Genomic DNA, 24,476 nt, shown 5'->3' with positions numbered 1-24,476 from the left:
CCAACTGAAACGGCGAGGCTAGATGGGCTGGGGTCCGAGCCATACCCGGGCGCCGCGGGACAATGGCTGATGGTGATGCCGTTGGCGAGCGCTACGACCGCTGGAGTGTGCACGCTCGGATTGCCGCCAAGTAGCTGTGCCATTCAGTGGATTTGAGAGGCCGCGTCAGTGCTTCGGCGGCAGGGAGGGGGCGGGGTGTCGTCCCTTCGGAGGTGTCGAGATGCCATCGAGGATGGGGGCGTGCTGCCCGACGGCGGTGGAGGCTCTGCGAGCCCTTAGGACGGCCGTCCCTAACCTGTTGATGCGGAGGCCTGGTGCCACCGTCCGCTCACGCACCACTTGAACGCGCGATCGAGGACCCTTTCCCATCGATTGGGTCAGACGTTGATGAGGTCACCCTGTCCTCCGTACTCATCGTCGCGACCGTCGCGGAGCGGTCGTCGATGCACTAGCCCGACGGACCCGACTTCCCGGGGCGTTCAATCAGGTCATGCACCAGCCGGAGTCGCACCCGCTGTCCTCGGTCTCCGCTTTTGCTGTATCCCTCTGAGCGGGGATGGCGTCCGAGAGCGGCCGGCCATAGCGGGTGAGATACACAGGGTCGCGCCCCAGGGCAGCGCGACGCCTGTTCACTGTTTGCTCCAGTTCTACGGACCTAGCAAAGAGATCCGGGTCTTCCCGCCGCTGCTCATGCCAGGCGCCGACGGTGCGGAAGGGACAGAAGAAGCATGAGCTCTTGGGTGGCACGGGCAGGCCCGCGCTTTCGATGACCCGTTCGCAGTCGTCCCTCCGCAGCCGCAGTTCAAGCAGCGGGTACTCGACCTGCTCATGCGGTTCACTGCGTCGCCGGTTTGCCCTGTGGATCTCGTCGACTGAGATGCCGATCCCGACTACAGCCGGTTCGTTCGCCGTAGCGCCGCGCTCGCGGAGCCATCGTCCGACTACTTTGATCTTGAAGTCTGCCGTGCAGGACCTTCGTCCAGGAGCGCCGTTTGCCATCCTCACGGGGATAGGAATTGAGCGGGTGTCTGGTTTGTTCAGTCTCTCCATGAGGGTCTCGGTGGTGCCGTCGCGCCGCGTGCGATGGAGCTGGTGGAGCTCGATCCCGGCCCTCGCCGCGTAAGGGGCTGCGATGTTGCGGATGTAGGCGAGGGTTGCTGGATGCTCGCTGTCGTCGCCGACGTTGGCGAACAGGAAGGTGGAGTAGTCGATTCGGCCTTGGGCCGCGAGGACGAGAAGCGCGGTGGACTGAACTCCGCCACCGTAGGAGATCACCTTCACTAGTAGGTTCCCCGCCCGTGTCGAGGCGTCAGGTTGGCGGCTTGGGTTGGCCTTGTGGCAGTGCACGTTTGGCGTGACATGAGGGCTCCGTCGGGTCATCCGATTCGACGTGAGAGATTCTATGGATTAAGATCGACGGTATCAACTGTTTCTTTCAAGCTGTGAAGGTGAGGCTGGTGCGGGTTCCGGCAGGGCGGTGCTGTCGTTGAGCGGTGTGGATCTAGCGCTTGGGTCGGATGACCGCGGTGTGGCCCTCGGAGAGCACCTCGGTGACGAAGTTGACGGCCTCGTCGCACTCCGAGCTTGTGAAGCTCTGCGCCGCTGGGAGGGGCTTCTTGCCTGGCCGAGGGCCTGTGGTCCTGCGCCCGCGGGGCTTCTGAGGCGCTCGCTCGCCGGACCGAAGCCGCTCGATCTCCTCTGGTACGAGGGTGCGACCCCGCTTCGTAGCGTCCGCTGTGATCGAGTCGAGCAGCCAGAGGGGCGACCTGGAGAGCACGAAGTCCGCGTCGGCGATCTGTTTGCGGTTTCGCCAACGGGATACGGTCTGCTGGTCGGTGCTCAGTAGCTGCGCCACTTCCTGGATCCCCACGATGACTGGGAGCAGCTCGGGGTCATCGACTCTGTACCCGTCGGGGATACTCTCTTGATATTGCGCGAGGCGTTGCGTGGAGGCTTGTCGACCTGCATGGCCGTGGAGGCGGAGAACGGTGTCCAGCAGCCAGTAGGGGTTGCCGGAAGCGACCACGTCAGGGTCGGCCAGTGTGCCGTCGGTGCGCCACTTCTGCGAGGTCTGCCGCTCGACGCCGAACAGGTTGGCGATTTCGCTATGGCCCAGAAGGTACGGGATTCGTGAGGCTGTCATGTCCCGGTACCTTTTCCGCCTTACGTAAACGATCAAGCCCTGGTCGTCGGCAGGGGAAACCAAGATATCGTGCTGCGTTCGTCCAGGCTGGGCCACGGCAGCGAGCACTGTGATATCGAGGGCGGGCCTGCAAGGTGCAGGCCCGCCTGTTGGAACGAGCAGGCCGAGCGCACTATGCGAGTTCTTTGCCCTGCCGGATCTCCCAGGGGCCGACAGGCACGAGGTGTACCTCGTCGAAGTAGCTTAGCCAGGCTGCGATGGTTTCCACCGTCCGCTTCGCCTGATCCGCCGTGCACCCTTCGGTGGCCACCAGGCTGGCCTGTGCGTCGGCCAGGTTCATCCGGCCAGCCTCGGTCAAAGCCTGAAGTTCGGGCATTGTGCGCAGGCGGGCCAAGACGGCTGCGCTGAACTCCTGTTCCGCAAGCCCGGGGCCAATGCCGAGGTGGGCGAGATCGCGGAGTACGCCAGCGAGAACGTCCATGCCGATCTGTTGGTGGCGTCCGTTGTACACGCGATACAGGCGCTCGGGGTTTCGGGTCTCCGGGAGCCATCGCGTGAGCTGTTCGTCCTCGCCAGGTACAAAGACCTGGGGGCTCTCCTCGTCCGCCAGCATGAGGTTTGCCTGCTCGCGCATCTGCTGGGCCAGCTCGAGTGTTCCGGGTACGGAGCCGGCCTCTAGAACTGTGAGAACGCGCTGTACTTCGGGATGAGCGACGGGCAATTCCACGAGGAGCTCGATGTTGGCTGCGGACACGCGTCCCGTGGCCTTGCCCGTCAGATTGGCGGACCCCACGAGGCAGCGGTCGTCGGCTGCATAGAGCTTCGCGTGCAGGTTGTGACAGAGCAGGACGGAGGCCCGCCCGTCCCGCTCTGCGAGCTCGGCGATCTCAGGGTCGGAGACTCCTGCGGCTACTTCCGGCACGGACCACCGGGTTACGCAAGTGATCTGTTGGACGCTGGCCGGGATGGCATTGAGTGCCGCTTGAAAGACTTCCTTCTTGATGAAGGGGGCGACCAAGACCGCGCGGTGCGATGCGGTGGCGAGGAGCGGTTCGATCTGACGCCAGATGTGATCGGCCGTCATTCGTCGTCCTCGTCGTCAGCGTCGCTGGCCCCGAGAAACTCACTGGCGAAGCGCCCCCAGTCCTGCCGCATCCGCTTGGCGCGTTCGCGCGGCTTCTCTGGTTGTTCGTCCTCGAACCGAGCCCAAGAGATGAGTAGGAGTTTGAAGGCGTTGGCTGCGGCCGTCAGCCGGTTGGCGAGCTCTTCGCGGCTGGCTCCGTCGATATCCTGGTCGAGAACAGCGATCAAGTCGCTGTAGACAGGGTGATCCATGTTGAGGGCAACCTGGAGCATGCCAGGGATGTACTCGACGTTGAAGAAGGCCGGTGAGTCAGGGTTTCGGCTGGTCAGTAGCCGGATGTGTTTACCCTGAGACGTGGTCTCTTCGATGATCCGCTGGGCATCTGCGGGGCTGTACCGGTGGGTCTCGACCAGGCTCTCGTACTGGAGTTGCTTACTCTCCTCCTCGGTGGTTTCCGCCGCGAGTTTGTCGGTCAAGCTCGGCGCCGCTTCCGCACGGCGGCGCTTAACGGCCTCCTCGGCCTGAACCTCAGCAACTTCGTGCCGTTTGCGACTCGTGCCTGTTCCCTGAGTCTGGTCTGCCAGGTCAGAACGCAGTTTACCGAGAAGCTTCTCGCGGATGTGGTAGACGATCTCGATGAGCGGTAGGCGCCGGTCGCCCTCCTCACGGAGCGTCTCTCGGAATTCTTCGTATGACAACCCTGCTGCTTCTTCACGCCAGTTGAAATGCGCCAGCTCGGAGAAGATTGTTGCGGACTGCTTATTGTTCGTTACGCCGAAGACCTCATCGAGGGCTGGAGGGAAGTCGATTTCCACTCCCCACCACCGTTCCTGCGGCTCGTAGGAATTGACCCATCCAGTGTCAAGATCGAGCTCGCGGTCCGCGCGGATGAGGGAGATGCCCAGGTTTTTCGAAGCATGCTTACCCCAGGGCGTTTCACCGGGCTTCAGGCTCGTCGGCACGTTCCTGGGCCATGGCGCCCCCGGGATGTCGGTGCGGCGAGCAGCTTCAACCGCGATCGAGGACCGAACAAGGACGGGGTGTTCGCTGCCGTCCACGCCCATGACCATGAACTTCTCGACACCGATCTGGCCGGTGTTGCCGGCACCGTGGGCACGGAACATCGGCTTGGCGTCGAAGGGGGCTGGAGTGGAACTTGGCGTCATGAGGTAGAGCGGGTCGTTCGGGCGGGTGTCCCGGACCCCCGGCAGCTGGGCCCAGCCGCGCACCGGCACCAGCTTGATCCGCTTTCCCTGGGTGATAAGACGCCGGTATACGCGCCCGATCAGGTACTCGGTGTTCGTAACCGTGGTCTCGGCCCCGCGCCACTGGACGCGTGATAGCTCAGTCCACTGCACGAGGGTGCCGGAGCTGCCCAGCCCTTCGGCAAGCGCCTGCCATTCAGTCGGCAGCGTGTCGAGCTTGGGCTCGGGCACCTCCTCGAGTCCCTGGGCGACCTCTCCAAGATCGAGGTAGGTGTGCAGGGCGTTGTCCGGGCCGTTGGTCCAGGACCAGACGTCGACGCGGTCACACTGAGAGATGCTGGAGTTGGGCAGGCCGACGCCGAAGCGGCCTATCCCCTTGCGGTCCTGGCGGGTTCCGGCGCCGAAGCGCAGCGACTGCCGAAGGGTCTCGGGATCCATGCCGTCCCCGTTGTCCAGGACGGCGATCTTCTCGACACGGTAGCGCGCTCGGTGGGTGGGGCGATCCGTCGACTCGACAACGAAGAGTTCTACCAGGTCGGCATTGGCTTCGAGGCCATTGTCGATGAGTTCCGCGATGGCGTGCGCCGTCGATTTGTAGCCGCTGTCCTGCAGGGCTTTGACCGTTAGGTCAGAGGTGACGATTGAGTATTTGGATGTCATCGGGCCTTCCACACGTCCTCCCAGTTGGTGAATGCTTCCGCTACGTCTCCGAAGCCTGGAAGTTCAGGGTCGATGACGGTGACGATGTCGCAGTTGGGTGTTCCGCCGGCCTTTGGTCCTCGGATGACCCGTCCGACCATCTGGCTGTAGAGCACCAGGGAACGAGTGGGACGGGCGATGACCGTGGCGCTCGCTGCCGGTGCGTCGAACCCAGTGGTCAAGACGCCGTAGTTCGACAGGACCATGGGCCGGGAGCCAGGACCCTTGAAACGGGCAATGGCCCGGTCACGATGCCGTGCGGGGGACTCGGCCGTCACCTGGTCCGTGTCGAGCCCGAGCACGGAGAGGATCGCGACGAGCAGGCGGCTGTGCTCGACGGATGCGGCGAAGAGCAAGATCCGGCGGTGATGCTTGCTGAGGTCGAGCACGGTACGCACGACCTGCAAATTCCACTGCACATTGTTTGCGAGCCGTGCCATCAGAGCTTCGGGGATGTCGAAGGACGAGGCGAGGGCCTGCTGGTCCCGAGAGCTCAGGAGCGTGCCGGAGTCAGCGGCCACGGTTCGAAATTCAGGGCGGGCAAGGTAGCCCTGCTCGATGAGTGCCGTCACAGGGTTGTCGTGCCCGTCGATCTCCAGCATCACTTTCTGGCGGGCAAAGAAGTCGGAAAGCTTTTCGTCCTCGGCAATAGTTGCCCATGTCCGGCCTGGGGTCGCAGTCAAGCCCAGCAGACTCGAATCGCTGCGAAGCGTGAGGGCGTCGACGACTCTGCGGTACGTGGGAGCAACGGCTTGGTGGGCTTCGTCGAAGGTGGTGAGTGTGGTGCGCAGGCCGAGCTGGTCGAGGAAGGTCGGGTCGGCGTTTGCAGCGGCGCTGGCCTTGTCGAGGCCGAGGACCACGATTCCATCCTCAAAGGCGTCAAGGTCTGTCGGTGCGTCACCCCACATGCGAGCCACGGCGACTTCGCGATTGCCGAGCGAGTTCCAAGCCTGTTCGAACTCTACCGCCGCCTGTTCCAGCAGCTCCCGGCCTCTGGCCAACCACACCACGGCGGTCGGCTCGTGTCGACGGAGGTGGTCGCAGATGATGTTCATGGCGGTTCGGGTCTTGCCGACACCAGTAGGAAGGTGCAGTACGACCCGGCGTTCACCGGAGTAGAGCATGCGCTGGGCACGGTGAGCAGCGAGTCGTTGATGCGGAAACAGCCCGTACTGCGGCGTGCTGAAGCTGCGTGAGGCGACTGGCGCCTCGGGGGCCCTGTCGACCACGAGCCCGAGAAAGCCGAGGAGCGTGCGGCGCTGCTCGAGAGTCCAGGGGAGGGCGGCAAAGAATTCCCTGGGGCTCGTAGGGCCTTCGCACTCAAGCCGAGCGGCCAGTTCTGCCCGCTTGTCTGCGGGCATGATCTCCAGGAGACGTGTCCGCTCTACGGGATCGCCGATGAGCCGCTCCGGTGAGACAGCCGAGGCTGCGACCTTGCGCAGCGTCTCCTCCTTACCTTCTCCCTGGTGAAGAAGGTCCAGCAGATCGCAGGCGTGCTCACCGAGAAGGTCGTGTACGTACGACAGTGGCGCCCTGTTCAGGACGGCCGCGAAGGCAATACCTGGAGATCCGGTCATGACGTGGCCCGGCCCGTCTGTGTTGCGGCGACACGGTTAACTGCCTCGACTCCCACCCTCAGCCCCTGATCCCCTACCCGCCGTGGCCACGGCGCACGCCCAGCTCGCACGGCACACTGTGATCAAACCCTAGCGCCGCACGCCCGCCGCGTGGACCAGTCCGCCTGAAACCGCTGCTAGCCCGACTTTCGAGATAGGAGGTGTGCCAGCTGACACGCGCCTAACTCGGCTGCGGCGAAGGCTGGTTGGCCCCGGCTCCTTGCCCGTTCATGGATGGGAATAAGTGTTCTATTCTGACTGCCGGGACCCTTCAGGCGCACCGCACTCCACTGCTTCTGCTCCGCATGCCTCCCGCTCCGGTTAGGATCTCCATGTACTACTGGTGGAGCTTCTCGCACAGGACGAGATTTGCCACCAGTTGATGAAGAGCGGCCGAACTAGATCGAAGCGGGGTGGAATGTGATGTACGAGTCACCAAGGTCGAATGTGGCGTACCTCGATTACAACGCCACCGCCCCCACCCGCCCCGAGGCGCTCGAAGCCACCCTCGCCGCGATGCGCACTGTAGGTAACGCCTCCAGTACACACCGCTCCGGCCGGGATGCCTCCGGCCGCGTTGATGTGGCACGCCGTCAGATCGCCGACCTTTTGAACTGCTCTCACGGTGAGATCGTCTTCACCTCCGGTGCGACGGAGGCCAATAATCTCGCTCTCCGAGCGGCGTCCGCAGGCGGGGGCAGGCTCGTGACCAGCACGGTTGAGCACCCGGCCGTGCTAGAGACTGCCAAGGCGCTCACGACCGAAAGGTCGGGTTCCTTGGTGCTGCTGCCTGTCGACGAAGACGGCCTGGTGGGACTTGAGCCCATTAGGGCGGCGCTGGCAACGGATGAAGTGGCGATCGTCTCGCTAATGGCCGCCAATAACGAGACCGGTGTGCTGACGGATCTCGCCCCTATTGTCGAGGCTGCCCACGAGCGGGGAGTTCTCGTCCATACGGACGCCACGCAGCTCGTCGGTCGCCTCCCGATCGATCTCGCCAAGACGGACGTAGACCTCCTCTCCCTCTCCGCCCATAAATTCGGTGGTCCGCAGGGGGTGGGGGCGCTGTTCGTACGCCGCGGCATCTCGCTGCCCTACCACCCTCTTATCTTCGGTGGTGGTCAGGAGCGCGGCTGGCGGGCTGGCACGCTCAACGTGGCGGGTATCGCGGGCGCGGGCGCGGCAGCCGAGGCGGCTCGAGTGGCTCTGTCCGCCGAGGCGTCGCGAATCGCTCAGTTGCGTGACGTGCTCGAAGGCTCACTCGTTGCGCAGGTCGACCACTGCCGGGTCAATGGTGCGCTCGGTCAGCGGCTGCCTGGAGTGACGAGCATCACTTTTCATGGTGCTCCGGCGGACGCGGTGCTCGCTGCCATGCCGGACGTTGCAGCTTCAGAGGGGAGTGCGTGCGCGTCCGGCGCGCCTAGTCCCAGCCATGTACTCCTGGCGATGGGGCGCAGCCGGGAAGAGGCTGACTCGACGGTTCGTTTCTCTCTCGGGTACGCCACGACCCCCCACGACATCGACCGGGCTGTCGCCTCAGCGGTTAGAGCCGTCCGGCAGGTACGAGCTGCTCTCGCGGCTTCGCCGTAGCACGGGCTCCAGCCTGAAGACCATCAACGCATTTACGGACACGGAGAAAGCCTCGTATGTCAGACAGCCGGCTCGCGGAAGCCGCCCATTCCTCCTTCGCGCGCCACGAGACGTTCGCGCCACGGTTCGGATGGCTCCATAAGGCATACATGCAGGTGAAGGAGCGCCCGGATACGTTCCTTGCGGACGACGCTCCGGTTCTCCTCGGCGTCGGCAAGAACATGGCCATTTCGATGCGCTACTGGTCGAGGGCTTTCAAGCTGACCCGTGAGTTCTATGGTGACGACGGCAACTCCCGGGCGATGTTCTCGTATCCCACGTGGGAGGCGCGGTGGCTGCTCGACGAGGACGGAGCGGACCCGTACCTCGAGGAGCATGGCAGTCTGTGGCTGCTGCACTGGTGGCTGTTGTGCTCGCGTCCCGGGGCCAAGAGCTGGGCCCCATCTTGGTACGTAGCCTTCCAGCTCGCGCCATTCGCGCGTTTTTCCGCTCCGGAAATGACCCAGCTGATCGTTCGTCACGTGAACATGTCCTACACCGAAGCGCCGGCTGAGACATCCATCGCGAAGGACGTCGATTGCATCACCAAGATGTACGTCCCTGCGAAGCGCTCCAAGGGCGGCGCCCCCGGCGCGTTCGAGGACCTGCTTGCCTGCCCATTCCGTGAGCTGGGCCTGATGGAGGCAGTGGACCATCCGACCTCCGGGCGTTCCGAGTGGGAGTTCACCACCGGTTCGCGCATCTCCCTCCCAGACCGGGTGGTGGCGTACGCGTGTCTGGACTACGCCGCTCGTACCACGCGCAGCGCCGGGTCGATTTCCCTTGCCCGGCTCGCCAACGAGCCTGGCGCGCCCGGCCGGGCTTTCCGTGTGCGTGAGCCCGATATCGCCGCAGCTCTGGAAAGGGTCGCTGCCACCACCCAGGGGCTGCAGGTCGTCGAGGCGGTTGGGCAGCGCAGTCTGGCATTCACCTCCAATCCATTCGAGCTGGCCTGGGACGTCCTGGATACCCAGTACGACAACGTCCGCCAGCGACCGGGCTTCCCCACCCGGGAGGAATGGGCGCGTGCCTACCCCAAGCTTGCCGAAGCTGAGGCGCGAGAACTCAAGCTTCAGGACGCCGTCGAGCAGCAGCTCACCCTCGAGGAGACCCAGTGACCACAGTGACCCCCACGCGGCCCGTTGCTGCCCGCAAGGGCACTGGCGGCCCCCAGTTCCCTGCTGGTGTCGAGCTAGTCGGTTCCCGTATGCGCTCCACCAACGTGGAGCGCGACGTACTGGATGAACTGCACTCCCCGTACATTGGCGCGCGGGCCGTCGACGTATTTGACCGCGTGGCCAACGCACTCGGTGACCTGCGTCGGCCTCGGTCGTGGTCGTTCACCGGTCCGTACGGCTCTGGTAAGTCCACTCTTGCTAACCTCATCGACGCGGTCCTCGGGCACGACGTAAGTCGTCGGGCAGAGGCCCACGAAGCGCTGGCAGAGGTCAGCCCTGGCCTGGCCATGCGACTCGCCGCCTCCCGGGACCAACTGGCGCCGAAGGGTTTCCTGGGCGCTGTCGTGATGGCCCACCGCGAACCCCTCGTCACCACGCTGTCCCGAGCCTTGCAGACAGCAGCTCGACGCCGCTGGCCGAACAGGACGCCTAAAGCGGTCGCTGCCGCACTAGCACGGTGCGCTGATCCTTCCATTGCCACCCGCAAGGATGTCGTCGCCGCAGTCACCGCGCTCTGTGCACAGCAGCCCTTGCTGCTGATCATCGATGAGTTTGGCAAGACCCTTGAGCATCTTGCCGGGCACAGCGAGTTCAGCGCCAAGGATGATCTGTTCCTTCTGCAGGACCTCGCGGAACAGAGTGCTGGCGAACGCGGTCTGCCACACTTCATGATGACGTTGCAGCATCTGTCGTTTATGGACTACGTGGCGCAGTCCAGCCAGCTGCAAACCCGCGAATGGGCGAAGATTCAAGGCCGGTTCGAAGACATCACCTTTGCCCCTCACTTGGGCGATGCAGTCCAGCTGATGCGCCGTCGGCTTGATCAGTCGGCGGTGGCGGAACCCGGCCGCGAGCTGATCCGGACCCATGCTGAGGCGTCTGCCAAGGCTTGGCGTAGCCACGGCCTGAACGACGTAGTAGACCTCAAGGTGCAGGACTTCGCAGACCTGTACCCGCTGCATCCACTGACCGCGGTCGCAGCCCCATTCCTCGCGGCACAGATCGGTCAACATGACCGAAGCTTGTCCGGCTTCCTCAACAACGACGAACCTCATACGGTCCGTCGCTCGCTTGCATCCTTCACTGCTGCCAAGCCGCGCCGGGCCACGACCATCCAGCTACCCCAGCTGTACGACTTCTTCCTCGACTCCGGCCGGACCTCGCTCCTCGCTTCGACCAACGCCAGCCGCTGGATCGAGATCGAATCCCGGGTCACTGAGGCCAACGGACTGTCTACTGCGGAACAGAACCTTCTGCGCACCGTGGGCATGCTGAACCTGATCGACTCCGATGGTGCGCTGCGAGCGACCGCAGCGATGATCTACTTTGCGCTGCATGAGCCGACCGACGCCTCGAGTCCCGAGGAGTTCGCCGCCCTGGAGCAGCAGCTCAACGGCCTAGTGGACCGTGGCCTCCTGGTGCATCGCGTCTTCAACGGTGAGTACCGAGTTTGGCGCGGAAGCAATTTCGACATCGACACACGGCTCAAGGAGGCACTCGGCCACCTCGATGAGGCAGCCGTCCTCCAGCGGCTCGGCGACTACCTTCCGCTGGCCGTTGCGGCAAGCCGGCACAGCCAGGTCACCGGGATGCTCCGAGCCCTGTTCGTCCGGATCACCGGTGTGCAGACGAAGTCCGTTGAGGGCCCGGATGAACTCAGTGATCAGGCCGATGGTCTGCTTGTCTTCCATCTGGGCAAAATCGAGGACCGCCCGCGCGTCAGTTCCTCGTTGCCTGTCGTCCTAGGCGTGACGGAGGAGCCTGACCTGGTTCTCCGAGCTGCGTTTCATCTCGTAGCGCTAGAGGAGCTGCAGGGCGACAAGACCCTGGACCCGGTGGCTCGGAGAGAGATCTCCGAACGTACCTCGGCCGCCAAGCGCGAACTTCTCGAGCTGCTCAGCGCAGCGTTCTTCCCCCTCACTCAACGGGCTACCTGGCGCTTGTGGCGTTCAGGCATCCCCGCTGACGGCGGTGACGGAGAGGTGATCGAGAGCCGCAGCCTCAGCGGCCTCGCCTCCATTGCCTGTGACCGGGTGTTCTCCGCGACCCCGCATATCCGTAACGAGATGCTCGGCCGCCATGAGCTGACCAGCCAGGGCGCCAAGTCCCGCCGCGAGCTCCTCACTGCCATGCTGACGAAGTCCGGTGAACGGCACCTAGGCATCGACAAGTACCCGGCCGAGCGCGCCATGTACAGCGGCGCCCTGGAATACATGGGCCTGCACCGCGAGAACAGCGCTGGTACGGACGACTCAGCGACCTCTTTGGTGCCCTACGGCTTCTCGCGGCCCGGTCCCGCTCACCCTCATGTTCTGGCGGTTTGGGATGCCCTGGAGACAGCGCTCTCGGACGCCCATACGCGCACCGATCTCGACAAGATCCACCGCGTCATCATGGTGCCTCCCTATGGCGTCAAGGCTGGCGTCGTGCCGCTATTGGTGGTGACCGCGCTCATCTTGCGGAGCCAGGACGTCGCTCTGTTCGAAGAGGGCTCCTACCTGCCGCGCCTGACAGCCGATGTCGTGGAGCGTATGGTCAAGGCGCCAGCGCGTTTCTCCGTCAAGGCAACGCCCCTCGGAGATGGCTTGCGTCAGAGCGTCGTCAAGAAGCTCTCGCTGGCCCTCGACGTCGAGGCTCCTCGCTCACAGGCGCTGCGCAATCCCGCCATCCTCGCAGTCACCCGGGCTCTGATCGAGCGGGTCATGATGCTGACGCCATATGCCCGACGCACGCAGCGGATCAGCAAGGACGCGGTCGCGGTCCGCTCAGCATTGTTCACCGCGCAAGACCCAGACGAGCTGCTCTTCCATACCCTTCCCAAGGCCCTCGGGCTGGATCCGATCGGACCTGACGCCCGCAAGAGCACCAGCGGCAACAAGCACTACGCTGAGCGATTGGCCGCCGCGGTAGAGGAGATCTCGGGCGCCGACCGGACTCTGCGCGCTGAGGTCATCGACACCATCAGCCATGAGTTCCGACTCCCCTCCTCGCTGCCAGAGCTGCGACGGGCTCTTGCCTCCCGCCTGCAGGGGTTCGCTGATGTTTCGCTCAGCCTTGAGCTGCGTGGGTTTGTCGCCATAGCGCTTAACGAGGGGCTCCCGGAATCGGACTGGCTCGACCCGATGATCGTGCGACTGTCGCACTCCGCCCTCGGGGACTGGACCGACAACGACGTCTCCCTCTTCGCCCAACGGGTCAGGGAGATGGCTGCCGCTCTTGACCGCGTCAGTCACCTGTACAAGAACGGCGCACCGTCCGACCAGGCGGACGAAGAACTCGAAGCTCGACTTCTCACCCTGACCGACAAGGATGGAGCCGAGCAGCGCACGCTGATTTACCTGCCCGAGCAGTCCCGGCGCGACGCGGAGAGTCTGGCTGTCAGTGTCGTGGTGCAGGCTGAGAAGATGCTCGGCCCCGACGGCGCCCGCATCCTGCTTGCCGCCCTCGCACAGCGGGTATCCGAGCCCGTCACCGCTACTGCACTTGAGAGGACGGAGTGACCATGACCGACTCAACCGCCCCAGCGAAGAAGGTCCGGCACGTTCTGGGTCTGTCCGGCGGAAAGGACTCTTCCGCCCTCGCTATCTATATGCGCGACCGCGTGCCGGAGATGGAATACTTCTTCTGTGACACCGGCGCCGAGCTGCCAGAGACCTACGAGTACCTCAACAAGCTCGAAGCCGCCGTGGGGAAGCCGATCACACGACTCAACACCGACCGGGACTTCGACCACTGGCTCGAGGTCTACCAGGGCACACTCCCCAGCCCGCAGATGCGCTGGTGCACCAAGAACCTGAAGATCAAGCCGCTTGAGGAATGGGTCGGCGATGACGAGGTCATCTCCTACGTTGCCATCCGCGCCGACGAGAACCGACTCGGATACGTCAGTACCAAGCCCAACATCACCGCGGTCTTCCCGTTCCGCGAGGATGGCATCGACCGTGAGGGCGTCGGCCGCATCCTCGACGAGGCTGGCACCGGACTGCCGGGCTACTACGAGTGGCGTACCCGGTCAGGCTGCTACTTCTGCTTTTTCCAGCGCAAGCACGAGTGGGTCGGGCTCAAGGACCGGCACCCCGATCTTTTCGACAAGGCCGTGGCCTACGAGGAGAAGGTCCGCCACCAGGACACGGCCATGCAAGGCCGTGACTACACCTGGTCCCAAGGGGAGTCCCTCCACCAGCTGATAGAGCGCCGGGAAGACATTCAAGCCAAGCACGAGGCCAACCTCGCTCGCGCAGCAACGCGGGTTAAGCCCAACCGCCCGCTGCTTGAAGTCCTCTCGGATGCCCTGGATGCAGACGACGACGAGGCAGGTTGCTCCGTCTGCCACCTCTGACTGATCCGTTCTTTGGAAGGGGTCCGGCTGGTGACGAACCGTCATCAACCGGACCCTTTTTCGTCTCATCGCACCTGTTGTCAGTACTGCGTGTAAGGATGTGTGTGCTCTTCACACACCGTCACTCAGTCGGAGCACATCAGGAATGGCGACGCCAGACACTGTCGCGCGGGCCGTGATCCGGCACCGCCTGGACGCCAGCCCTGCCCTGGAGATACAGCTCGGCATCACCCCGATGCTGGATCTGCCGGCCCATCAGCTTCTGCAGGGCGACCTGAAGCGTCTTGCCTCCCCCTGGGAGAAGCTCACCGCGGTAGAAAGCATCGTCGATTCGATACCTGATGAGCCAGGTCTCTACATGTTCGTCTGGCGCCCGACGATCAAGCTCTCCATGGCAGACGGCTCTGAGGGCGGCTTCCACCACGTTCTCTACATCGGGCACGCGGGCGGAGCCGGCCAATTGGGCAACACCCTCAGGAACAGATTCAGGGACTACCGGAAGCACTTGCGGGGCAACCCTGAGGATCTCTGGACTAGGGAGCCGCCGACCAGCCGAGCGGGCAGGCTCACCTACTACCTGGCTCTGCATCCCTTGGAGTTCTGGTTCGCGACCGTCGATGACCGGTCGAAGATCAAGAACCTGGAGGATCGCCTGATTCACCTGTACAACCCACCAATCAACACCCAAGGTGGCCCCAAGCTGCGCGGTCGGCTCAGCAGAATCCCGAGACCGGCACTCCGCTCCTAGCCTGAACCCGCTCCCTGACATCGAGGTACCTCATGCCCTCCAAGACGTTCGTTCCCGCCTTCGAAGCCAAGGTGGGTAACTGGACCTACTATTCTTGCCTGATGAGCTACGCCCAGGTGGCTCGCGAAATCAACTTCGCGCACGAGCTTGGGGGGAACCGAGATCTCGGCACGATGATTCAGCGTGGCGTCGGAACGCGCACAGAAAAGATCACTGACTACCTTCTCACCAACGAGAATCGATTCCTGGGAGCCATCATTATTGCGGTGTGGGGCGGAGACCCCAACTACCTGTCGGTAGAGATGGACTCTGAGAATCAGGCTGTCCTTCAAGGGCTTGACCGGAACTTCGGAGTCCTCACCTTTGACGGTACCCAGCAGTTCTTCGCCCTGGACGGACAGCATCGACTCAAGGCCATCAAGGATGCGATCAAGCAGAATCCGGAGCTGGGCAGCGAGGACATCAATGTCATCGTCGTGCCCCACTTCGATACCCCAGACGGGCGACGACGTACCCGGCGTCTCTTTACCAACATCAATCGGAACGCCAAGAGCACCAACTCCCAGGAAAACATCGCACTTGACGAGGACGACAGTTTCGCCATCCTCACTCGTCGGTTGCTTGACGACGACTCGTTCCTGAGTCGCGAGAAGGTCGTACTCGTATTCAGCAAGGTGGGTCAGGATGGTGAACTAGTCCTAGCGCAGCGCTCAGTCAATGCGACGAGCCCTGCGTGGAGCACTATCGGAGTGCTTTACGACATCACTAGGGAGATCGGTTTCGACCTTCCCTGCGCTAGCGAGCAGTCGACGCAGCGGGTCACCGACGAGATTCTCGATCAAAGTTTTGAGCTTCTTTCTGTGCGCGTCCTGGAGCTCCTCGATGCGTGCGGCAACCTGCGTGAGCGCTACCTCGCTTCCGTGGCGCCCAAGGACCTCCGGGCTCCGAAGGGCCGAGACGGTGCTGGGCACCCATTCATGCGACCTGCCATCCAGGTCCAGGTGGCGCGGGTCGTGCGGCATGTCCTGGAGCAGGAAGCCTTGACATGGCCTGAAGCCATGAAGCGCCTGGCGGCACTCGACTGGAAGATGACCTCGGCACCGTTCTCCTCGATGTGGATCGAGACGCCTGAGGGTAAGGCGAAGGGGAAGATGGCCAGTGGTAATACCCAGCTTCTTTACGATCTCCTTCTCGTCCATCTCGCACCGCGCTCCAAGGCTCAGATCAGCAGGGCGTTGCGCTCATACGCTGACGTGATGAAGGCCAAGTATCCGGTGCCGGCTGAGGAACTCTTCGCGCTTCTCCCGGTCGACGCCGACTGAATGGACTGAGGCATCTGGCCTGCCTACGACGAGAGTGCGATAAGCCGGTAGAGCGGATCTGGTCGGGGCGCGTCCTGGCCCGACAACGAGGACAAGGCCCTGCACAGTTTCGCGACCTGTGCAGGGTCGGCTTCTCGGCACCAAGAAACCTGGCCTCCAGCGATCTGCTCACGCCACTGGCGTGGGCTCCAGCCCTGGCCGATCCCGGCGAACGTTGTGTCGCCGACCATACTGAGTCCGCGGCTGGCTGCAAGAGTCACCACGCGTTCGAGGCGGTCAGATGCCAGTGCTGTGTGCTTGTGCCTCAGAGATGCTGTAAGCGCTGCCACATCGCTCTGAACAGCGAAGGCTGCCTCGTCCTTATCCACAGTGGTGACCAGGACACCTCCGGCTCGCAGGACACGGGCGCACTCGGCGATCACCGGCGCCGCATCATCGAGGAGATGGAGCAGCCAGATGAGTACCACCGCTTCTGCCTCCGCTGACTTGATCGGTAGGTGCGTCGCGTCACCAAGTACCACACCGCGGGGGAGGCGGGGCGAGGCTAGTGCGGCCATGCCTCGCGACCGGTCCACGCCGAGGACCGTTCGCTCGAGGCGTGCCAGCCGCCTAGTCACAATTCCGGTGCCGCATGCGACATCCACCAGGGAGGACGTTCCCTTCGGTAGGAGTCGCTCGACGGCCTCAGCGGTGGCTGCGGCCCGCGCCTCTCCTCCTCGGGAGGCGTCGTAGCCCTCAGCTTCAGCGTCATAGTCGATCACGGCGTCAACCTAACTGGAAACGTCGTCCGATTATCCATCCATGGAGGCAGAGATCGGGAAGCAGCCTGTACGGCCGAGGCGGGCGCCGTCGTAGAGGCAGAGGCCGTAGAGGTTGGGCTCGTGTGATGAGAATCTTGAAGTGTCATCACGTGGTTGCTGGGCAGTACCGGTACCGGCGAGAAGACGGCACGGGCCGTCACGGCCAGCCCGTTTCAAGCTCGGTGCAGTTCACATTCCGCAACCTGCGTCGCTGTGGACCACGGCACCGGCAGCGGTGCGATTTGGTTCCAGAACGAGTAGCTGTGCCGGATCATGGCGCTGAATCCAAGCGGTGATACTTCGGTGGAGACGGCTGACAGGACGCGTCGGGTGACGCTACCTGCCCCCCGGGCAGCAGGCGTGATGCCGTGGCCCAGGAGCAGCGTGGCCGTACGGAGTGCGTCTAGGCTTCCGATGGGAGCCGCGTGGGCGTAAGGGCCGAAGACGAGGTCTTTCCACGGAGCCCGGGTTCGGGCCCAGGCGAGGCGCTCAAGGGCCGTGCCTAGGTCGATGGCCATGCGGGCCGGGTTGTCGGCGTTCCACAGGAGCACGATGTCACCGAGGGGTAGATTGCAGTGGCTGAAGCGCAGAGTGATGCCCTCAACCTCGCGGCGACGCCAAGTCGTCAGGCGGCCGTGGAAGGCGATGTGGCGGGCATGTAGGCCGAGGCGAGACAGGACGGTCAGCCACTCGTCGAAGACGGAGGCGTATTCAGCAGGATGCTGGATGGGCTGAACCCGGGAGACATTGACAAAAGAGGTAAGGGTGCCATCTTTTAGCGCACCATGTGCGTCACGGTCTCCCGTGAAGCGGACCACGGGCTGCGGCAGGAAGCCTTGACGGTAAGGAGCCCCTTTCCCTTCTTTCAGGAGAGGGTCGAGAGCCTGGACCGCTGAGATGGTGAGTTCCGTTTCGCGGCCCCAGCGAAGTGGGAGGCAGGCGGCGCGGGGGACGCCTTGCGCGTCGAAAGCTTCTTTGAGGGTGGTCAGAAATGCCTCCCAGCCCAGGTCTCGGCATGGTGGGCGATACGGAGTGCCGCGGTGCGCGTGCTGGATCGTGATGCGGGCGCCGTCGGTGGTGAACTCCCAGTTACGTCCGAGCGCTTCGCGTAGCAGGGCTGGGATCAGCGTGGGCAGGTCGGGGGTCAGCATGGGCGGGCGGCCAGCGCTTTGAAGTGGCGAACGGGGTCGAAGCGTTGCAGGCCGATCCGTTGGACTTCGGTGTGATCGAGGTCCAGTGCTCGTTCGATGGTTTCGGCGAGTGCGCGAGACGCGGTTTCGTTGTCGTCTTCACTCGGGACGACGCAGACGGTGCCTGTGCGTTCACACAGGGCGGCTTCGGCGCAGGTGCCGCGGCGCCAGGTCAGGGCTGCCACTGGCGTCCCGGCACGCAGGGACTCGCCGAAGACGGCTGTGCCTGCCTCCACGTAGGGGCGGGCGTACGTGTAGACGAAGGCCGCGGCATCGCGAAGTGCTGCGGTCTTCGCGGGACCGCCGAGTTCACCGGTCCACTCGACATGGTCGGCGGCGAAGAGTTTCTTGTGACGCCGGGTATAGGCGTCATCGAAGACGGGTCCCACGATGCGAATCCGGCGGCCGAGGAGTTGCGCGGCGCGGACGGCGAGGTGCGGGGCTTTGTCTTCGTCGATGCGGCCCAACCACACCAGGTCGCGGCCGGGGGCGGACGGTCGTTCAGCTTCGTTCTGGCCGAGGTGGACGGCCAGCTCGGGGATCGGCCGGTGGGCGGCATACCGTTCGGCCATTTCCGGGGAGTAGCAGTACAGCCGGGTACGGCCGCCGTCGAAAGCGTCGGTGGTGTGTGGGAAGTCGGGGTTGTGCTGAAAGGTGGCGACGTCGCAGTCCAGCAGTTCACGACTGTTGCGCCAGGCAGGCAGCGACGGGTATTCATGGCCAACGATCAACAGGTCGTAGCCTGTCGCTGCCAGGTCGCGGGAGGTGAGCGAGCCGGGTACAAGGCCTTCCAGACGCACGGGCTTTCGGGTCCACTCCTGAGCTAGGTCCTCACGCCAGAGTGGACCTAGGAGGTGTACGTCGGCGCCTGCGGCACGGGCGCCCTCCGCTACCGCCCAGAGCCATCTTTCGATCCCGCCGTATCCGGCAGGGGGAAATGCGTAACTGCTGGGGAAGTCGCAGACGCCGACTAACACCTATGCCTCCGCAGGCGTTCCGTCCGCCGCGATACGGCGGAAACCGAGGTACTTGACGAGAGCTTCGGGTAGCAGGATGGAGCCGTCCTGCTGCTGGTGCTGCTCCAGCACGGCGGCCAGGGTGCGCCCGATGGGCAGGCCGGAGCCGTTGATGGTGGCGGCCGGAGTGGGCTTGTTGTTCTCATCGCGGGTACGGATACCGGCGCGGCGGCCCTGGAAGGTGCCGAAGTCGGAGATCGAGGAGATCTCACGGTAGGTGCTCTGGCTGGGCAGCCACACCTCGATGTCGTAGGTGAGCTGGGCAGAGAAGCCGGTGTCACCCGCGGCAAGCATGACGACTCGGTAGGTGAGGTCGAGTTCTTTCAGGCATGCCTCAGCATGACCGATCATCATCTCGAATTCGGCCTCAGCGTCTGCGGGCTTACAGATGCGAACCATCTCGACCTTGGAGAACTGGTGCTGGCGGATGAGGCCACGAGTGTCGCGGCCGTACGAGCCGGCCTCGGACCGGAAGCACGGTGTGTGCGCGGTGAGCGCGAGGGGCAGCTGAGCGGGCGGGATGATCTCGTCTGCGTACAGGTTGGTGAGAGGCACTTCCGCCGTGGGGATCAAGAACAGGTCGCGGTCAGCTACGCCGGTCTTGAAGAGGTCCTCTTCAAATTTCGGCAGCTGGCCCGTCCCGGTCATCGTCTTGCGGGTGACGAGGTACGGCACCGAGTGCTCGACGTAGCCGTGGCGGCGGGTGTGGAGGTCCAGGAAAAGGGTCGCCAGCGCCCGCTCCAGCGCTGCTCCGACACCTCGCAGCACGCTGAAACGGGGGCCAGACAGTTTGGTGGCACGGCCGAAGTCAAGGATGCCCATGGCTTCGCCAAGGTCGACGTGATCCTTGGGCTCGAAAGCGAAGGTCGGTGGCGTGCCGACGCGGCGCTGCTCGACTGCGAAGTCTTCGGAATCGCCGTCGGGTGAGACGTCCGAGGGCAGGTTCGGGATGGTGAGGAGGAGCTGGGTCAGTTCCTCCTGGATCAGCTCGTGCTCAGCCTCAACCTCTCGGACCTGGTCCTTGAGCTTGCGGGCACTCTCCTTGAGCGCTGAGATGTCCCCGCCGGCCTTGGCTGTCTGCTGCACTTCCTTCGCGACGTTCTTGGCTTCTGTGCGAAGGCTGTCGGCGGTGCGGATGCTCTGGTTCCGTCGAGACTGGAGGCTCTCCAGGGATGAGAGGTCCAGGGTGTAACCGCGGCGAGCAAGTCGGCGGACGGCTTCGTCACCCATGTCGATCAGAGCGCGGGCATCATGCATGAGGGAATTTCTCCTCGAGCGGGGTCGGTAGTGAATCGACGGTAGCAAGGATGAAGGGGGCCTCCATTCCCCATATCCCCGCGTCGCCCTTGGGGGCTGCGGCTAACGATCGTTCTGCGGGTCAGGCTCGTGTAGAAGGCGGTCGACGCGACTGCCAAGAGAACAGTGCGCCCTGGTCAGCGGACTCAAGCGCAGTGCCCCGGAAAGAAGAGTGGTATGGCCATGCCTGGCGCACAGCTGAGGACGGACAGCGGGAGGTTGTGCGAGACAACAACGCGAGGGCCGGGCTGCCCCAACGTGGCCGACAGGAAACAGAGCGTGCGCTGGATTCCCTCGCGTTAGGACTCGTCCGCGGCACGTGGGCGCGCCCACGTGCCGCGGTGCTGGAACCAAGCGGCGTAGTCCAAGAAGCGGGCAGCGCCCTCGTGTCGCCGTACTCGACGAGTTCGTTGAGCAGCCGTTCGATGAGCAGGGATGGAGACGGATGCGTCCCGCAGGAGCACTGCAGTCTGCTGTGCTCGTGTGAAGACGCTGGCGATCCGTGTCTGAACCGAGGTAGCAAGGAGAGATGGCCGAGGCGTGCGGCAGGTACGCACGCCCTTCCTTGTCGAGCGGCAGGGGTGCCCAGGGCCTTCGTTGACCAGGAGCGAGAAGTGCAGTCCGTGTGGGCAGGGCGGATCAGGTGTGTGGCACTGAGGGGCACCTCGCAGCTCGTTCGAGCAGGCCGTTCAGCACGCCGGCCATCTCTGGAGTGTGCGGATCCTGGGTCTCCTCGTAGTAGAGGAAACCGTCCAGACTCAGCAGCAGGCACCAGGGGAGGAACTGGTCGATGGGGATGCCGGAAGTGCGTCTCGCCTGTTCAAGGCGGCGGCCGGTGGCGTGGCCGAGCCTGTAGTAGACGGACCAGAAGGCCCAGTCGTAGGCCGCGTCTCCAATCATGGGAAGCGGGTCGAGTAGGACAGGTCGGCCGCCGAGGGTGAAGGGGATGTTCTCGCGGTAGAGGTCCGCGTGCAGGATCGTCTCTCGACTGAGGTCTTCCCGTAGCTCGGCGGTGTAGGGCAGCACGCGTTCGGCCAGGTGGCGATAGCTGGTGGCGGGGATGCGGCGCTGGATGCGAGGCATCACCTCGTCCGAGACGAAGTCGCGTAGCGTGGGAAGGCTTTTGACTCGGCGGCCTTGGCAGCCAGCGACGTGGAGCCGCTGCAGGGCAGTTGCCACAAGATACGTCTCGGACTCTGGGCAGACCGCGCCACCGGGGGCACCGCCCACCGTGAACAGGGCAGCAGCCGCCAGGCCGTGATCGGTGGCGCAGACAACAGCGTCTGCGCCCTGGTGCCACAGCTGCAGGACCTCCACCTCGCGGGCGTACCGATTCCGATCCGGCCAGGCCTTGACGATCAAGGCCTGGGCATTCCGGTCGGTAGCGGTGGCGAGGACCGAAGCGTGGCCGGCGTCGTGATATCCGTACAGGCAAAGCGACCAACGTTCGGCAGCTGTGGCCAGCAGGCTCGGGACTGCATCCAGCCACTGTCCAACCTGAGGACCGTAGTGACCGGTCAGGCGTTGGCGGCAGGTCGGCGGTACGGACGGGAGCGTGCGGCCAGTCATCAGCTGAGCAGTACGCCGTTGTGGACGAGTTCGTCCGTGAGCGCCGGGAAGCTGGTGAGCGTTTCGTCGATGAGCGCCTGGATCTTGTCGACCTGGGCGCTTGGCTCGGAGAGGCGTACGAGAATCCGCCATGGCTGATCGAGGCGCTCACCGGTCGCGCTGACGAGATGGACCTCCGCATGTCCGCCGGTCTCCTCGTGCAGTCTGCGGGCAAGGCGCATCGCAGCGAGGTTGTAGAGCTTGCCGACGTGGTAGACCGGGTTCTTGCCGTTGGCGCCCTCCATGTTCATCGGGCGCAGTGGGGTGATCAGACCGTTGACCCGGTTGCCCCGGCCGACGACTCCCTCATCGCCTGATTCGATGGAGCTGCCGGTATACGTCAGGTAGAACTCGTCCTTCTCCGGCACATCGCGCACGTTGAGCCGGAAGTCGACTGGTGTGCCCGGGAGGCGCAGGCCAGCCAGGCGTCGGCATTCGGCGAGGATGGTCTGCTTGTTCTCCACGTACGCGGCACGGCTGGGGACGTACGGGGACTTCTGGGGGACGCACAGCACGACATCGGCGCGATCACCCTCGAAGTAGCCCATCAGCTTGACGTCCGTACCGCACCACTGGTGCGTGTCGGTGAAGACGCTGTGGCCGGAGAAGTTGTCGACGAGTTCGCGGACGAAGGACTCAAACGGGCTCTCAGGCGCCCAGCCGGTGCCGAGAGAGGTGTCGTTGGCCAGAAGGATCCGGCGCTCACGCAGATCCTTCACTGACCGAGGAGCGAACCACCTATTGCGTTCCGGGGTCTGGCCTTCGGTGAGGACCGCGCCCGGACTCGAATTGCTGGTGATATGAAACCGGATGTCGAGCTGATCAGCGACCTCAGGCAGCCGCTCGGCGAAGAACTGCCGGACAGTGGATTCCACCAAGTCGTCGACGGGAATGGTCTCGTCCCCGCAAGCGGGAGCCGCCCGACCGTTGACCAGAACGCGCACGGGAGTGGTCATGCCACCGGCGCCGTAGCGGACCTCGCTTGCTCCGCCCAGCAGCGCGAGCTTGTCGAAGTTGTGGTGCAGCACTGCGCCGAAGTGTTCCAGTGTGTAGCGGCTGTAGGCCTGGGAGAGACGCTCGGCGAGGTGGTCTGCAAGGGTATCGGGGTGGCCGAGGCCCTTGCGTTCCACGATGGTTGTTGCGTCAGGTTGGGAGGTACCCGTCTCGATCACGATGCGGCTGCGGCCGGAGGTCCTGGCAGTTCGGTTCACGGCGTGCTCCTGTGTGTCTCGGATGGAGGTGCGAAGTCGTCGAGTGGGGTGTGATGTGTCGACGTTCAGGACGCCGAGGCATTTTGAACGGGAGAATTCGGCTTACTGGGGGACGCCGACGGCACGAAGCAGCGCGATGCAGCGGCCTGTCGCTCGCACTGCATCCGCCGAAGTGCCGGCGAGAGCGATCCGGTCGAACTCCCGGTGGGACAGTTCGTTGATGTCTCTCGGACGTCGTCTGTCCAGCCACTGCACGACGCGCCAGGCCAGTACCAAGCCTGTGACGGGCACCTGGCTGATGACGTCGACCGGGAGTTCAGAGGGGGCCGTGCCCGCATAGATCAGATCGCGGATGAGATGGAACATGGTGTCCACGTGATCGCACACCCCGGGGCCGCGTCCGCTGGCCTCCCAATCAACGACGTGCTCCTTCTTGCCGTCAGCCAAGAAGTGCTCCGGTTTCAAGTCCCCGTGCAGGTGGACAGTAGGCAGATCATTGAGCGGTGTGAGCATGCTCTGCAGGGCGTTCCACCAGGGCAGGCGGTGACACCGCGATGAAAGCTGCTCCAGAAGAAGTCGTTGGTGAGTCGTGGTGACTTGATTCGCCGTAGCGGACCACCCTGGCCCAGGTCTGAGGCTCAAACCATGTGCGCGTGCGTGGAGGTTCGTAGTCAGACTGAGCGCGCGTTGGACAAAGTTGGTCACGTCCGCGGTAGTCGTGACGGAACCGGGGACACCTGGAACGACGCTGACTACCGACCAGGCGTAGTCAGCCTCCTCGCCAGTCGCCAGTAGAACCGGGGCGGAGACGCCCCAACCGCGCGCCAACCGGAGCGCATCAGCCTCGCGAACACGGCGCGACCGGGGTTGCACTCCGCGGTAGACCTTCAGCATGGAGGCTCCGTCGACGGAGCGACGGGTGACCGAGAATGGCTTGACCGTGGCGCAGCCGAACGGGCCGTACTGCAGGATGCGGTGGTCGGCTCGTAAGTCCATCGGCTTCTCCCCTCCTGGGTGCGGAACACGCGGGCAAATCCCGTGACAGGGGCGAGTGTTCAGGCCGAGCACCGCCCCGGTGGTGTTGACCATCACACCGCCTGCGACAGCGGCGGAGTATCACGTGTAGTTAGCTAGGAAGCTCACCGAGTAGTCGCAGGCTTTCAACATCCGCTTACACACGGGTTCATGAGGGGCAGATCTAGGCTCACGTCATGACAAGGGCTGAACAGGTGGTAGAAGACGTGGGGAAGTCCCGTGCGGGATGGACACCGGGACGGCTGCGCGAGCAACGCGAGGCCCACGGACTGACTCTGGAGGGCGCTGGAGAGCGACTGCGGGAAGTCGCTAGATCTGCCGGCCTGACGGTGCCAGCGGCAAACTTCCAAACCCTGT

18 protein-coding genes are annotated in these 24,476 nt (G+C 64.2%); 6 read left to right on the top strand and 12 right to left on the bottom strand.

Features of this window, described 5'->3' with window-relative positions:
* Positions 1-483: 483 nt before the first annotated feature.
* The 5 genes from EES43_RS11720 to EES43_RS11700 form a co-directional block, all read right to left on the bottom strand.
* The gene (locus tag EES43_RS11720; protein ID WP_124268676.1) at positions 484-1,281 is read right to left on the bottom strand and encodes an adenine nucleotide alpha hydrolase family protein; all 798 of its coding nucleotides are present in this window, start codon (positions 1,279-1,281) and stop codon (positions 484-486) included.
* A gap of 220 nt (positions 1,282-1,501) precedes the next feature.
* Positions 1,502-2,143, bottom strand: coding sequence for a hypothetical protein (locus EES43_RS11715; RefSeq protein ID WP_124268675.1), 642 nt, complete (start codon positions 2,141-2,143; stop codon positions 1,502-1,504).
* A gap of 172 nt (positions 2,144-2,315) precedes the next feature.
* Complete coding sequence (locus EES43_RS11710; RefSeq protein ID WP_124268674.1) at positions 2,316-3,227, bottom strand: phospholipase D family protein; 912 nt, start codon at positions 3,225-3,227, stop codon at positions 2,316-2,318.
* Positions 3,224-5,092: an ATP-binding protein gene (locus tag EES43_RS11705; RefSeq protein WP_124268673.1), complete on the bottom strand. Its 1,869-nt coding sequence runs from the start codon at positions 5,090-5,092 to the stop codon at positions 3,224-3,226. Before EES43_RS11705 ends, EES43_RS11710 begins: the two co-directional genes overlap by 4 nt.
* Complete coding sequence (locus tag EES43_RS11700) at positions 5,089-6,708, bottom strand: DEAD/DEAH box helicase (RefSeq protein ID WP_124268672.1); 1,620 nt, start codon at positions 6,706-6,708, stop codon at positions 5,089-5,091. Before EES43_RS11700 ends, EES43_RS11705 begins: the two co-directional genes overlap by 4 nt.
* 486 nt (positions 6,709-7,194) lie before the next feature.
* On the opposite strand from EES43_RS11700, the gene EES43_RS11695 reads away from it, so the two are divergent.
* The 6 genes from EES43_RS11695 to EES43_RS11670 all read left to right on the top strand — a co-directional run bounded on the left by EES43_RS11695 (position 7,195) and on the right by EES43_RS11670 (position 15,963).
* Positions 7,195-8,337, top strand: a complete 1,143-nt coding sequence (locus EES43_RS11695; RefSeq protein WP_241192387.1) for a cysteine desulfurase family protein — start codon at positions 7,195-7,197, stop codon at positions 8,335-8,337.
* A 56-nt stretch (positions 8,338-8,393) separates the two neighbouring features.
* Positions 8,394-9,494, top strand: a complete 1,101-nt coding sequence (locus tag EES43_RS11690) for a DUF4007 family protein (protein WP_124268670.1) — start codon at positions 8,394-8,396, stop codon at positions 9,492-9,494.
* An 89-nt stretch (positions 9,495-9,583) separates the two neighbouring features.
* Entirely contained in the window at positions 9,584-13,054 is a 3,471-nt protein-coding gene (locus tag EES43_RS11685) for an ATP-binding protein (protein ID WP_241192386.1), read from the top strand.
* 2 nt (positions 13,055-13,056) lie between these two features.
* Positions 13,057-13,893, top strand: a complete 837-nt coding sequence (locus EES43_RS11680) for a phosphoadenosine phosphosulfate reductase domain-containing protein (RefSeq protein ID WP_124268668.1) — start codon at positions 13,057-13,059, stop codon at positions 13,891-13,893.
* Positions 13,894-14,038: 145 nt separating this feature from the next.
* Positions 14,039-14,641, top strand: coding sequence for a GIY-YIG nuclease family protein (locus EES43_RS11675; RefSeq protein WP_124268667.1), 603 nt, complete (start codon positions 14,039-14,041; stop codon positions 14,639-14,641).
* Positions 14,642-14,673: 32 nt separating this feature from the next.
* Positions 14,674-15,963, top strand: a complete 1,290-nt coding sequence (locus EES43_RS11670) for a DNA sulfur modification protein DndB (protein ID WP_124268666.1) — start codon at positions 14,674-14,676, stop codon at positions 15,961-15,963.
* 23 nt (positions 15,964-15,986) lie between these two features.
* Here the strand turns inward: EES43_RS11670 and EES43_RS11665 are convergent, their stop codons facing one another.
* The 7 genes from EES43_RS11665 to EES43_RS11635 all read right to left on the bottom strand — a co-directional run bounded on the left by EES43_RS11665 (position 15,987) and on the right by EES43_RS11635 (position 23,978).
* Positions 15,987-16,724, bottom strand: a complete 738-nt coding sequence (locus EES43_RS11665) for a class I SAM-dependent methyltransferase (protein WP_124268665.1) — start codon at positions 16,722-16,724, stop codon at positions 15,987-15,989.
* Positions 16,725-16,936: 212 nt separating this feature from the next.
* Positions 16,937-17,914, bottom strand: a complete 978-nt coding sequence (locus EES43_RS11660; protein ID WP_124268664.1) for a hypothetical protein — start codon at positions 17,912-17,914, stop codon at positions 16,937-16,939.
* The gene (locus EES43_RS11655; protein ID WP_241192385.1) at positions 17,908-18,753 is read right to left on the bottom strand and encodes a glycosyltransferase; all 846 of its coding nucleotides are present in this window, start codon (positions 18,751-18,753) and stop codon (positions 17,908-17,910) included. The genes EES43_RS11660 and EES43_RS11655 overlap by 7 nt, the downstream gene beginning before the upstream one ends.
* A 177-nt stretch (positions 18,754-18,930) precedes the next feature.
* Positions 18,931-20,226 (bottom strand): serine--tRNA ligase, encoded by a 1,296-nt coding sequence (serS, locus tag EES43_RS11650; RefSeq protein ID WP_124268662.1) that lies wholly within the window; start codon positions 20,224-20,226, stop codon positions 18,931-18,933.
* 678 nt (positions 20,227-20,904) lie between these two features.
* Complete coding sequence (locus EES43_RS11645; RefSeq protein WP_124268661.1) at positions 20,905-21,834, bottom strand: protein kinase family protein; 930 nt, start codon at positions 21,832-21,834, stop codon at positions 20,905-20,907.
* Positions 21,834-23,084 carry a methionine adenosyltransferase gene (locus tag EES43_RS11640; RefSeq protein WP_241192384.1) on the bottom strand — a complete coding sequence of 417 codons (1,251 nt, stop codon included), beginning with the start codon at positions 23,082-23,084 and terminating at the stop codon, positions 21,834-21,836. The genes EES43_RS11645 and EES43_RS11640 overlap by 1 nt, the downstream gene beginning before the upstream one ends.
* Positions 23,085-23,186: 102 nt before the next feature.
* Entirely contained in the window at positions 23,187-23,978 is a 792-nt protein-coding gene (locus tag EES43_RS11635) for a phosphotransferase (RefSeq protein WP_241192636.1), read from the bottom strand.
* Between the last annotated feature and the right edge of the window lie 498 nt (positions 23,979-24,476).

The sequence above is a fragment of the Streptomyces sp. ADI96-02 genome (assembly GCF_003846185.1).
Taxonomy (GTDB): domain Bacteria; phylum Actinomycetota; class Actinomycetes; order Streptomycetales; family Streptomycetaceae; genus Streptomyces.
Note: the sequence above shows the minus strand (reverse complement) of the source record. Positions and strands in the feature narration are given on the sequence as shown.